Origin of the sequence: Parasphingorhabdus sp. (genome assembly GCF_039982415.1) — a bacterium.
GTDB lineage: Bacteria > Pseudomonadota > Alphaproteobacteria > Sphingomonadales > Sphingomonadaceae > Parasphingorhabdus.
Window position 1 is genome coordinate 145,342 of sequence record NZ_JBDWYL010000002.1, and the last position, 12,034, is coordinate 157,375.

Annotated in this window: 9 protein-coding genes; 4 read left to right on the plus strand and 5 right to left on the minus strand. The window is 50.2% G+C overall.

The window, feature by feature from the left end:
• Window positions 1–103: 103 nt before the first annotated feature.
• The 4 genes from ABJU74_RS03405 to ABJU74_RS03420 form a co-directional block, all read right to left on the minus strand.
• A complete protein-coding gene (locus ABJU74_RS03405; RefSeq protein WP_348382713.1) occupies window positions 104–2,542 on the minus strand; it encodes a TonB-dependent receptor in 2,439 nt (812 codons plus the stop codon).
• Between the two features lie 321 nt (window positions 2,543–2,863).
• Window positions 2,864–3,568: a TetR/AcrR family transcriptional regulator gene (locus ABJU74_RS03410; protein ID WP_348382714.1), complete on the minus strand. Its 705-nt coding sequence runs from the start codon at window positions 3,566–3,568 to the stop codon at window positions 2,864–2,866.
• Window positions 3,569–3,668: 100 nt separating this feature from the next.
• Window positions 3,669–5,189 carry an anthranilate synthase component I gene (trpE, locus tag ABJU74_RS03415; protein ID WP_348382715.1) on the minus strand — a complete coding sequence of 507 codons (1,521 nt, stop codon included), beginning with the start codon at window positions 5,187–5,189 and terminating at the stop codon, window positions 3,669–3,671.
• Window positions 5,190–5,219: 30 nt separating this feature from the next.
• Window positions 5,220–7,163 carry a SurA N-terminal domain-containing protein gene (locus ABJU74_RS03420; protein WP_348382716.1) on the minus strand — a complete coding sequence of 648 codons (1,944 nt, stop codon included), beginning with the start codon at window positions 7,161–7,163 and terminating at the stop codon, window positions 5,220–5,222.
• A gap of 174 nt (window positions 7,164–7,337) precedes the next feature.
• Between ABJU74_RS03420 and tpiA the strand changes: the two genes are divergently transcribed.
• The 4 genes from tpiA (at window position 7,338) to ABJU74_RS03440 (ending at window position 11,207) form a co-directional block, all read left to right on the plus strand.
• On the plus strand, window positions 7,338–8,084 hold the full coding sequence (gene tpiA, locus ABJU74_RS03425) for a triose-phosphate isomerase (RefSeq protein ID WP_348382717.1): 747 nt from the start codon (window positions 7,338–7,340) through the stop codon (window positions 8,082–8,084).
• Between the two features lie 177 nt (window positions 8,085–8,261).
• A complete protein-coding gene (gene secG / locus ABJU74_RS03430) occupies window positions 8,262–8,663 on the plus strand; it encodes a preprotein translocase subunit SecG (protein WP_348382718.1) in 402 nt (133 codons plus the stop codon).
• Window positions 8,664–8,782: 119 nt separating this feature from the next.
• Entirely contained in the window at window positions 8,783–10,414 is a 1,632-nt protein-coding gene (locus ABJU74_RS03435) for a CTP synthase (protein ID WP_348382719.1), read from the plus strand.
• A gap of 106 nt (window positions 10,415–10,520) precedes the next feature.
• A complete protein-coding gene (locus tag ABJU74_RS03440; RefSeq protein WP_348382720.1) occupies window positions 10,521–11,207 on the plus strand; it encodes a Crp/Fnr family transcriptional regulator in 687 nt (228 codons plus the stop codon).
• Window positions 11,208–11,359: 152 nt separating this feature from the next.
• On the opposite strand, the gene ABJU74_RS03445 is transcribed toward ABJU74_RS03440, so the two are convergent.
• The gene (locus tag ABJU74_RS03445; protein ID WP_348382721.1) at window positions 11,360–11,839 is read right to left on the minus strand and encodes an Hsp20 family protein; all 480 of its coding nucleotides are present in this window, start codon (window positions 11,837–11,839) and stop codon (window positions 11,360–11,362) included.
• Between the last annotated feature and the right edge of the window lie 195 nt (window positions 11,840–12,034).

Genomic DNA, 12,034 nt, shown 5'->3' on the forward strand with positions numbered 1-12,034 from the left:
AGTCGGTTCGGCCAGAATCTTCGCAAAGAAATAGGCCGACAACAAAAAGGGTCAGAGCCAATTATTATGGTTCCGACCCAGGATGATCAACGGGAGCTGTCGATCAAAATTTGAACCCGACTTCCACAAAAACTTGGCGCCCGCGATTAAGCGTGACAAGGCGATCGTCCGTTCCAGCACCAAAGGGAGCCGGTGCGGATGTGGTAATGAAAATCTCATCAGTCAAATTGGTTCCAATGAGTGAAAGTGTCCATTTTCCATCCGGATCGCCGATAGAAATTGATCCGTCGATGGTAACAAAGGAATCTTGCACCAGATCACCGCTATTATCTGCGGGGTTAAACGCCGTTGGATTGGTGCTGGTGGTAAAATAATCATCGGTATAGCTCACCACCGAATTCAATCCCAATTCCAGGGAATCTCCGAGCGGAACATTCCAGTCAAAGGCGATATTTCCCGACCATTTGGGCGCCCGTGATGCGTCTCTGCCATCCAGATCAAAACCCGAAATCGTAATGAACGTATCGCTAAATTCAGCATCAAGATAAGAAACGGCTCCTGATAAGGAAAGGCCCTCAACCGGCGTTGACCACCGCCAATCAATATCAATGCCTTTGGTCGTCAACTCACCGGCATTAGTAGTGTCAAAGTTGAAGATATTCACATCAAAATTCTGGATCTGCTGATCATCAAACACATAGTAAAAAGCGGTAGCGTTCAATGTCAGTGTGCGATTGGCCAATTGTGATCTGACCCCAATTTCTCCGCCGATCGACGTTTCTGATTCAAAGCGAAGCGCGTCGGCTGCAGCCGCAACTAAGGCCGGATCGGCGCTGTTCAACAAGGAAACGCTGCCCGTGGGAAGAGTGTTGTTATCGACACCACCAGATTTGAAACCCGTCTTAAACGCGGCATAAATGTTTAAATCGTCATTTGGCGTATATTTTAAAACCAGCTCGGGTGAGAGGTTGCTATCACTAAATCGGATGGGTCCGGCAAAAAAGCCTGAAGGAACCGCGCCCAGTACATTTGTGACAAATGAATTCACAAACGGAAAGGCAATTGTTGTGCTTTTCTGCTCATCGGTCCAGCGCAGACCGCCGGACAGGTTCACACTGTCAGTAAAATCAATCGATGCGCTGGCAAAAAAGGACAGGGCTTCAGCCGATAACGGGCGGTCTGCCAACCAGTCAAAAGTGAATCCAGTCACCGGATCCGGGCCCAGAACAATGGCCGGATTAAAGGCATTTTGCGCGGTAATAAGACCGCTTTCGCGGCTTTCCCAAAAGCCGCCAATCTGGAAATTGAACATCCCGTCAAAATCGCTGGCAAGCCGAATTTCTTGAGTGAATTGTTGTAATGTATTGCGGAACGGTGCGGTCAGTCCGGCAGCGCTGCCATCGGGATTTTGGCCCGTGGAATTGAAGGAATCATTATATTCATTTTCCATGTCTACATAGCCGGAAATCCAAGACAGAGTCAGGTCATCCGTAAGGCCAACGTCAAAGGCCAAGCTGGCAAAAAACAAATCCGTGTCATTAAACGCCTGCGTAATATCTCGGCCCTCACCGGGAGAACCGGTCGGTACGGTATTGATGCGCGCATCGCCATCGGGAGTCGGGAACAGATTATCTTCAATATTACAATCATGTGTTGCTGCGAAGGTAACCCCAAAAACTGCCAAAACAGAAGGGTCAGCAATTCCGTCTCCACCGCAGAACACATCTGTAAAGGCGTTGAGAGATTCTGATCGTTGGCGATTATAGTTTAATTTCAAATTGGCATTGAAATTGTCGGTTGGCTCCCACGCCAAAGTGACGCGGCCAATAAAATTGGTCAGTCCTTTGTCGCGATCAAGGGCAGGTACATTGGGCTGCAATTGGGAATATTTTTCAATATCCTGATATTCTGCTGCAACGCGAATGCCTAATGTGTCTGACAAAGGTCCCGAAATATATCCACCGACCGTATAGCCTTCTTCTTCAAATTCATAAGAGGCTTTGCCAGCGACTTCCCAAGTGGGGGTTGGATTGGCCGACCGTAATGACAAAACGCCAGCAGAGGCTGATTTTCCGAAATAAAGCGGTTGCGGCCCCTTCAAGACTTCAACTTGTGCAACGTCGAAAAAGCCGGCTTGGAGGAGTCTTTGGGTGCTTACCGCAATACCATCAATATTTAGCGCAACCGCAGAATCAAACGCGTTTGAAATGCCGGAAGAACCGACGCCGCGAAGGGCGACGGACGCGCTCGCTCCGGATCCGCCAACTTGAACCGTAAGGCCGGGAACTCGGCTCACCAGGTCAGTGGCTTCATCAATCCGAAAATCGTCGAGAACCTCGCTGTTTATAACCGTCACGGCTACCGGAACATCTTGTAGGGTTTCTTCCTGTTTACGGGCAATCACAACGATAGTATTACCGTCTTCTTCAACAGAGGTTTCTTGTGCTAACGCGGGATTCGCGACGACTAAGCCCGATAAAGTGGTCGCCCCCAACAGGATAAATTTTAACGAACCCGATAATTTCTTCGCCGGAACTGCCATGATAGTCCTCCTCCCAAATATTGGCCCGTATGTGTCAGCGCGTCACCATATTTGGCTGGGTCGCTGAAACCGTGGAGACTTTTTGTCACCAATTCGACCATGGGAAGACAAGCTAACGCGGCGGCTCGCAATGAGAACTAACAAAATTAGTACGGTCGTTTGAATTTTTTACTTTCACCCTAAAAGGCTAGAAAAATGGGGTTTTTCCTGCCAGCATAATTGAAGATAAGATGGCGCTGCCGATGGAAACGGGGCTTTTTCCGCCTGCGCATCTTTGATTTTTCCGTTGGTTCAGGGTGGTATAATTGGCGTCGTTAGTCGCTATCCAGCGTCTGGATTGTCAACTTCATTTGAAAGCAGGACGCGGATGACGGCGTCAATATGTTTTTCAACCTCTGCTTTGTCGAAGACATTGACGCCGAAGCTATGATCGATTTGAGGTGCCATGAGGAAAATAGTCTGACAAGACGCCATGGTGATATGCAACATGTTGAGCGGTGAGATTCCTGGTGGATAAACGCCATTATCCTGGGCGATAGAAATCCAAGCCATGGAGCGTTCAGCAAATTCGCGCATGTGATTTTTGCTGAGCCATTCAAGCCGTTCCCCTTGATGGATCATTTCAAATAATGTGATGCGATAGAGTTCCGGATTCTCAGCTGAAAACCTAATGTAATTTCCAGTTGTGTTGACCACCCGTTCTCGCGGGGTCATGTTCGCCCATCGATCCTCATCTTTGAGAATTTCCTGACCCAATTCGCGATATAAATAGCTTACAACCGCTTTCCAAAGTTCGGTTTTGGAATTGTAGTGATATTTGACAGCCGAAATATTGGCGTCGGCAAGTTTGGCGATACTCCGGACTGAACCGCCAATATAACCATGATCGCCAAATACTTTTATACCTGCATGAAGCAGTCTCGTTTTGGTGTTCGGGCGTATTTGTGTTTGAAGGTTAATAGTATTGCGCTCCCCGGCGGGATTGAAATTATCAATTTTTATCCATTCACTCCCAATAGGTGCCACAGAAGTATGTCTAACTTTCTGTCCATCAAGGCGTAAATTGATCAGTAATCATGGCGGAAATTTTCAGACATGCCAAGCCATGTGCAAAAACCCAGTCCGGTTATTGCCCAAATCCAATATCTTGCGCCAGTTTCACAGCTTCTTTTGCGGCGGCAAGCAAGGCTCCGGACTTGGCTTCACATTCGCGTTGTTCATAAGCGGGGTCACTGTCAGCGACAATGCCTGCGCCTGCTTGAACGTGGAGCATGCCATCTTTGACAATCCCGGTGCGCAAAACAATGCAGCTGTCCATGCTGCCATCGGGTGAGAAATAGCCAACCCCGCCAGCATAAGCGCCGCGGGTTTCCGGTTCGAGTTCGGCGATAATTTCGCAGGCTCTGACTTTCGGGGCGCCGCTTACGGTGCCAGCCGGAAAACCAGCAAATAAGGCGTCCAGAGCGTCTTTGTCGGGGGCCAATTCGCCAACCACATTGGACACTATATGCATGACGTGACTGTAAAATTCGACCGTATAGCTATCGGTTACTTCGATACTGTTCGCCGCGCTAACCCGGCCCACATCGTTTCGGCCAAGGTCGAGGAGCATTAAATGCTCAGCCCGTTCTTTGGGATCTGCCAGCAAGCTGTCTCGATTGGTTATATCTTCGGCCGCATTGGCACCGCGAGGACGTGTGCCTGCAATCGGCCGGATCGTCACTTGACCATCGCGCGCGCGCACCAAAATTTCCGGGCTGGAGCCGATAAGGGCAAATTCCGGTAAATCCAGAAAGAAAAGAAAGGGTGAGGGGTTTATGCGGCGCAGCGCACGGTAGAGTTCGACAGGCGGCAACGTAAATTTTGCGGTGAACCGCTGCGCCAATACCACCTGAAAAATATCACCCGCCTCAATGTAATTTTTTGCGCGCAGCACCATATCTTCATATTGCACGGCGGGGATTTGGGGTTGGTAGACGAGATCATCGGGATCCCCGTGGGCTGGAAGCTCGGCGCTGCTTGGGACGGGAGCCGCGACTTGACGCTCTACTTCATCGAGCCGTTCTTCAGCCGTGGCTATTTTATAATCAATGTCACCGTCAGTTTCGGGCCATACGGGCGCGACCAGGAACATCTCATCGGCTAACCGGTCAAAAATGACAATGACTGTGGGACGTACAAAAAGCATGTCGGGCAGGTCCAGTTGAGATTGAGGCGCACGGGGCAGCTTTTCAACCAGACCGATGGTTTCATAACCGAAATATCCCACCAGGCAGGCGAGCGCGCTCGGCAAACCGTCTGGTACGTCCATTTGGCAACGTTTCACCAAGGCGCGAAGTGCGCTCAAACTTTGGTCCGTTTGCGGCACAAAGGCTTCGCGATCATGCAACCATTGCGCGTTGATCTGGGCCTGGTCATTATCGGCTCGGAAAACAAGATCCGGTGCAAGGCCGATAAGGCTATGGCGCCCTCTGGTTTCGCCACCCTCGACAGATTCGAGCAGAAAATCGCCGCGTTCGGCCTCCATCAGTTTCAGTGCCGCGGAAACAGGCGTCTCGGTATCGGCCACTTGCTTGCGCCAGATCAGCGCCGGTTTGCCGTTCTGCAAAGCCGTAACTGCGGGAGAGACGCTAAAACTATGCGCCATTAAGCTAAACCGCGGCGGCGCAAAGGCATATTAGTTCCGGCCAGTAAGTTGGTTTCGAAGGGCGGTGAGGGCGTCTTCATTTCTTTCCACACCGACATCAGCTTTCATCGCATTGATAAACTGTTCGGTATATTCATTACCGAAGACCTGCTTAAACTGGGCAGATGTCGCGGAAATCAAGTCACTGCGTTTCGAAGCATCACCGCGATCAATCTTATTGAGATTGACCACAAACCAGCCTTGGCTTTGCGGCGCCTTCAAGGTCTTTGCGGTGCCTTCCGCCATGCTGAACATCAACGTCAAGGGCGGCGGCACTTGTCCTTGCTGGCTTTGGCGCGCTAAGTCCGCGCGTGTGCTTTGCACGGGTTGGATGGGAGGCAGCGTCACTTTTGAATCCGCAACCGCCTTTCTCAAGCTTGCGCCGCCACTAATTTGTTCGGCGATTTTGTCGGCAATTTCTTTTGCCTTTTTGGAACCTTCTTCCAAAATATAGTCGCGCGACACTCTGTCCTTAATGGCATCAAGAGGTGGGGGCGCCGCAGCCGTTATTTCGCCAATACTCATGATTGCATATTGCTGACCGGGAATTATCTCGACCACTTGTGGGTCGGAATCGTCTTCCAATGTAAAGGCGACCGGCAGAATGCGCTGCATTTCTGGAATGGGGCGATAGTTTGGATCATCGGGATTTTGGCCGTTGGCGAGCAGAGCTGGCGTGGATTCTATTTTGAGTTCCTCGGCATTGGCTATGTCCGCGAGCGACGAACCGGCCGCAAATTCATCTTCAATACCAACCGTCAATTCAGCCAAGGCTTCATCAGTTTTCTCACGAGTGAGCTGTGCCGTAATCTCGGCGCGCACCTGGTCGAGGCTTTGCGCGGGAATTGTCTGAACATCATTTACCTTCGCAATATGCCAACCCAAGGCGCTTTGTGCAGGAGGTGATACACCGCCAGATGTGGTTGCAAATATGGCGTCCGCAACGGCTTGGGATGCCGTGCCAGATATTCCTGTCTTGGTGATCGAACCCATTTCCGATGCAGATAAACCCACCGATTCAGCGGCCGCATCAATCGACATGCCGCTGCTTATTTTCTCTGCCAGTGCTTTGGCTGCGGCTTCTGTCGGTAAGATTACCTGATCAATATTGCGGGTTTCGCTAGCCGCATATTTGGTTTTGTCGAGATTATATTGGCCTTCAATTTCCTTTTCAGTTGGTTTGATTTGATCATCAAACCGTTCTTTCGAAAAGAGCGCATAGTTGATAGTGCGGCGTTCAGGTATCGTGTAACGCGATCCGTTCTGACTATAAAAAGCTGCCAATGCCGCGTCTGCCGGTTTGATATTCTGGACAAAGGCGGCTGAGGGAACAATCGCAATCTGTCCCTGCCGCGCTTCGAGCAAGAGTGAAGCATAGGGCGTAACCAGTTTCTGGGGAACGGACGCACCAAAACCTGCTGTTGTCAAAAGCTGATCTGCCAAAAGATTTCTAGTAAAATCATCGCGCAGCTGCTGTTCTTTAATGCCCTGTTGCTGGAGCGCGCGACGAAAATTTTCTTCGCTAAACTGGCCGTCTGCGCCTTGAAAGGACGGGATATCTGCAATTTCACCGTCGACCAGTCGTTTGCCGGCGGTCATTCCATATTTATTGCCAAAAGCGGCGATCGAAAAGCTATTGATCAGCCGGTCCAATATGCCGTCGAAACCGCCACCTTCCACATAGGTTTTTAGATCGAGGCCAGTATTTTCGCGCTGTTCTGCCCGAAAAGCATTGTTGATCGATTGGTTGAGCTCTGAAGTTGTCAGTGTTGCGTCGCCCACTTTAGCAGCAGTTCCCGACCCTGTGACACCGCCAAATGCACCGGAACCCGAAACATCGGCAGATGCAAAAGCCACCGCAATTAGCGCAACAAAGGCCATGGTGAAAAATAGACCGATTTTCGATGAGAAAATATTACGGAAAAATGTGATCATGAAAAAACTGCATTTCTGTTGAGCGAATAAACGTGCTGTCGCTTTAGTCGGCTTCAGTTTTTCGTTCAAGCAAAAGGCAACAGTCGGGCCGGATTGTTCGATCAGGTTAAGATGTTTGGCAGGCGGGAACTTATTTGTTAGCGGTTGAACCAAAGCAACGAGGGATACAAAATTATGGCCAATCGCAAATATATCGTCGGAAACTGGAAAATGAACGGTTTGCAATCCGAGCTTTCCGACATGGCCGCTATTGCTCAAATCGCTGCTGCTCATTCTTCGGTCGACGTCGCTATTTGTCCGCCCCTTACCTTGGTTGCGACCGCTTCGGCTCAAAATCCTGATTTTTCTATCGGAACGCAAGATTGCCATTTTAACGAAAAAGGTGCGCATACTGGTTGCATTTCTGCTGCCATGATCCAGCAGGCAGGCGCGAGTTTTTCGATTTTAGGACATAGCGAACGCCGCGCTGACCAACACGAAACCGATGCAGAAATCAAAGCCAAAGCGGAAGCTGTCCATGCGTTGGGACTGGGCGCAATTATCTGCGTGGGAGAAACTGAAGCGGAGCGCGATGCAGGCAAGGCGGTTGAAGTGGTTTGCGGACAGTTGGCTGGATCCTTTCCGGATCATGCCGATCCTTCCTGGCTAACCATTGCCTATGAACCGGTTTGGGCGATCGGCACGGGGCGCGTACCGCAGGCCAGAGATGTTGAGGAAATGCATGCCGCGATCCGAGAAAAGCTCAAAACCCTGATGAATAGTGGGGCCGACGCAGTGAGAATTCTTTATGGCGGGTCAATGAACGGTGCGAACGCGGCGGAATTGCTCGCTGTGGCCAATGTCGGCGGCGGCCTTGTTGGCGGCGCCAGTCTCACCGCTGAAAAATTTGGTCCGATTATTGAAGCGGCGGTTACCAGTTAAACCCCAACCGTTCTTGTGCGAGATAGCAATTGGTCCGTCCCAGCGCGAAATTACATAGCTTGAGCGAAAAACTGCAGTGAAAATTGTCGCTCTTGTGACGGGATCACCGCTTGAACTCCTCAGATGCAATCGCTATGTGCGCTGCTCACAGTTAAATCAAAATGTTCGGATCCAGTCATGTTCCTATTTCTCACCGTTGTTCAAGCGATTGTCGCAGCTGCCCTTGTGGGCGTTATACTGATGCAGCGCTCTGAAGGCGGCGGATTGGGTGTCGGAGGAAGCCCCTCCGGCATGATGTCTGCGCGCGGCGCCGCCGACCTGCTTACAAGAACCACGACGGTCTTGGCGGTTTTGTTTGTCGCATTATCAGTTTCTCTGGCGTTCTTGGCGGCTTCAGAAGGTCAGCCATCCACGATTGATCAATCCTTGGACCGGGACACTAGCATTCCAACAGCACCAGCCGCACCGGCAGATGCTGTGCCGTTGGTGGGGGATGATCCATTGGCCGCAGCAGCGGCGCAAGCCGACGCGTCCAATGAAGAGCCTGCAGCGGATGGGGCCGTGCCACTAGACCAATAGTTGGCGCTGGATTCTTTTCGCACTTGGCGTAAATTTTAGTAGCGAATGAAAATAAATTTCGCTTTTTCGGATTCGCACGCTTGCCAATTCGGTTCGATAGGTCTTAAGCCTTTCCTCCCATGGCGCGATATATTTTTATTACCGGCGGTGTGGTCTCCTCACTTGGCAAAGGTCTCATGGCAGCGAGCCTCGGCGCGCTTCTGCAAGCACGCGGATATTCTGTAAGAATCCGTAAGTTGGATCCTTATTTAAATGTCGATCCGGGGACCATGTCTCCTTATCAACATGGCGAAGTCTATGTCACCGATGATGGCGCCGAAACCGATCTCGACCTTGGGCATTATGAGAGATTTACAGGCGTTCCGTCGATGCAATCCGACAATGTGACATCGGGACGAATCTATCAGTCGATAATTACCAAAGAGCGCCGCGGAGATTATTTGGGAGCGACTGTACAAGTCATTCCGCATGTCACCGACGCGATTCAGGAATTCGCTCAGGACAAACTGGACGGGATAGATTTTGTCCTGTGTGAAATTGGCGGGACGGTCGGTGATATTGAAAGCTTGCCCTTTATCGAAGCGATTCGACAATTGCGCAACACGGTGGGTCGCGCCAATGCGATTTCCGTCCATGTCACGCTCGTTCCTTATATCGCAGCCGCCGGCGAACTGAAAACCAAGCCAACGCAACATAGCGTGCGCGAGCTCACGTCATTAGGCATTCAGCCGGACATATTATTGTGCCGGACAGAACATGATCTGCCTGATGGAGAGCGCGCGAAAATCGCGCAATTTTGCAACGTCCGCAAAGAAGCGGTCATTCCTGCTCTGGATGCGAGCAGTATCTATAATGTTCCGCTGCAATATCATGAAGAAGGCCTGGATCGCGAAGTGCTCAATGCCTTTGGGATAATCAACGCTCCGGATCCGGATCTGAGCCGTTGGACCGATGTCATGGAACGGATCGATAATCCCGAAGGCGAGGTGATCGTTGGCGTCGTGGGAAAATATGTCGGCCTGCAAGATGCCTATAAGTCACTACAGGAAGCGCTTTTTCACGGCGGATTGGCGAATCGGGTAAAGGTTCAAATCCGCTGGCTGGATGCGGAGCTGTTTGAAGATGATAGTGACCTTGCCGCTAATCTGGAGCCGCTTGATGCGATTTTGGTTCCCGGCGGATTTGGTGAGCGGGGCAGCGAAGGCAAAATTGGTTCCGTAAAATTTGCCCGGGAACATAATGTGCCCTTTTTCGGTATTTGTTTGGGAATGCAAATGGCTTGTGTTGAAGCCGCACGCAATCAAGCCGGCATTGATGCCGCATCAACCACGGAATTTGGCGAGACTAATGAGCCGATTGTTGGTTTGATTACGGAATGGATGACCGAAGAGGGGTTGCAAAAACGCGAGTCTGGCGGTGATTTGGGCGGAACTATGCGACTTGGCGCTTATGATGCGCGCTTGCAGCAAGGGTCCAAAGTCGGCGAAATTTACGGTGCGGATATGATAAGCGAACGGCATCGTCACCGGTATGAAGTGAATAAGGGCTATGTTGAGCGGCTCGAAAAAACCGGTTTGATCTTCTCTGGAATGTCACCGGACGGGGAGCTTCCAGAAATCGTGGAGCGGCCCGATCACAGCTGGTTTGTCGGCGTGCAATATCATCCTGAGCTCAAAAGCAAACCATTTGAGCCGCATCCGCTTTTCGCGTCATTCATCGCAGCTGCGGTAAAACAAAGCCGACTTGTCTAATTTATCCAATCCTTTTTACAGAAAGTGACTATTGTCACATCCAAGCAATGAGAATTGGTTATCAACCAGTTAACAGTTGCAAGCGATTTGGGATGGAGCAGATCGAGTGAAAGCCGAAGAACTTGCTGGCATATTGGCTGAGCACAGTCTGTTTGCTGACTGTGACGAAGCGGAACTCGCGGATTTGATATTGCGCGGGCATTTTGTGCAATATGACAAAGGGGATGAATTGATCATGCAAGGCGATCCTGGAAACTCATTGTTGATATTATTGTCAGGCAATGCGCGGACCAGCATGATCGCGAGCAATGGCCACGAAATTGTCTTGGATTATGCAGAACCCGGTCAAGTTATTGGCGAGATAGCCTTGCTCGATGGTGGCGAGCGCACGGCAAGTGTAACGGCTATTGAACCGACAACGGCCTTAACCATTACGCGGATAGCTTTTGAAGAAATTTTGAAAAACCATAAAAATATGGCATTACGGCTGCTAAAGGTGATGGCAAACCGGATTAGAACAGCCAATACCATGATCGAAGGCGATCGTGCGTATACGTCAGGCCCTCGATTGGCCCGTTACCTATTGAGATTATCAGTAGTCGGCGCCGAAGAAGGTCGACTAAAATTGGATTTGAGTCAGAGCGAACTTGGCAACTATGCCGGGATGTCGCGGGAACATATTAACAGGCAACTTTCAACCTGGTCAGAAGATGGCATTGTTTCGGTTGAAAGTGGGAAAGTACGGATTTTAAATCACGCTACGCTTTCCAATATTGCCAATGCGGATTCTTGAACGAAGTTGGCCATTTGCGACCCGGGCTAATTTCGTCAAGAGTGACACCACGCGGGTGTCAGGGGCAGTCGGATCCTCATCTGGCTGCCCCATTTTTTTGCAAAAAAAAGCAGCCCAAAGTCAGGCTGCCTTCTGTTAATCGGTGGTGGCTTTTACGCCGCCTGATCTTCGGAACTATCCGGTTTATGATCGATTTTTGTAACATTATCACCGGTGTTAATCGCAATTTTCTGCGGTTTCATGGCATCTGGTATCTCGCGAACCAGATCGATCACCAGCAAGCCATCGCTTAACACGGCATTGTCAACGCGGACGAAATCCGCCAGTTCAAAGCGCCGTTCAAAATTTCGGTTGGCAATACCCATGTGGAGAAATTGCTTTCCTTCATTTTCATCACTGTCCTTATTGCCAGCGACGAGCAGCAAATTTTGTTGCGCTGTAATTTCTATTTCATCATCCTTAAATCCGGCAACGGCTACCGTGATGCGATAATGATCTTCGCCATTGCGTTCGATATTAAAGGGGGGGTAATTTTCGGAATGTTGTGCTCGTGCATTATTTTCGAGCAAGTCAAAAAGCCGATCAAATCCGACAGTGGAGCGGCGGTAGGGGGTAAAATCAAAACGGTTCATATCTTTATCCTCATAAGAGCAATTAAAATTATGGACCCAAAAATGGCGTCCGGTTCCGTGGTGTACGATCCAAAGAGGCATCGCACTTAACCAAGATATTATCAGATTTTGGGATTTCAAGTCTTTTGCAGATCCACCTATGGGTGTTCAACAAAAACGCCCGAAGCCATTTCTGACTTCGGGCGAAAATGGTGA

Coding starts and splice junctions, on each gene's coding strand:
- ABJU74_RS03405 (WP_348382713.1), bottom strand. CDS start 2,542: ATGGCAGTTCCGGCGAAGAAATTATCGGGTTCGTTAAAATTTATCCTG.
- trpE (WP_348382715.1), bottom strand. CDS start 5,189: ATGGCGCATAGTTTTAGCGTCTCTCCCGCAGTTACGGCTTTGCAGAAC.
- ABJU74_RS03420 (WP_348382716.1), bottom strand. CDS start 7,163: ATGATCACATTTTTCCGTAATATTTTCTCATCGAAAATCGGTCTATTT.
- tpiA (WP_348382717.1), top strand. CDS start 7,338: ATGGCCAATCGCAAATATATCGTCGGAAACTGGAAAATGAACGGTTTG.
- secG (WP_348382718.1), top strand. CDS start 8,262: ATGTTCCTATTTCTCACCGTTGTTCAAGCGATTGTCGCAGCTGCCCTT.
- ABJU74_RS03435 (WP_348382719.1), top strand. CDS start 8,783: ATGGCGCGATATATTTTTATTACCGGCGGTGTGGTCTCCTCACTTGGC.
- ABJU74_RS03445 (WP_348382721.1), bottom strand. CDS start 11,839: ATGAACCGTTTTGATTTTACCCCCTACCGCCGCTCCACTGTCGGATTT.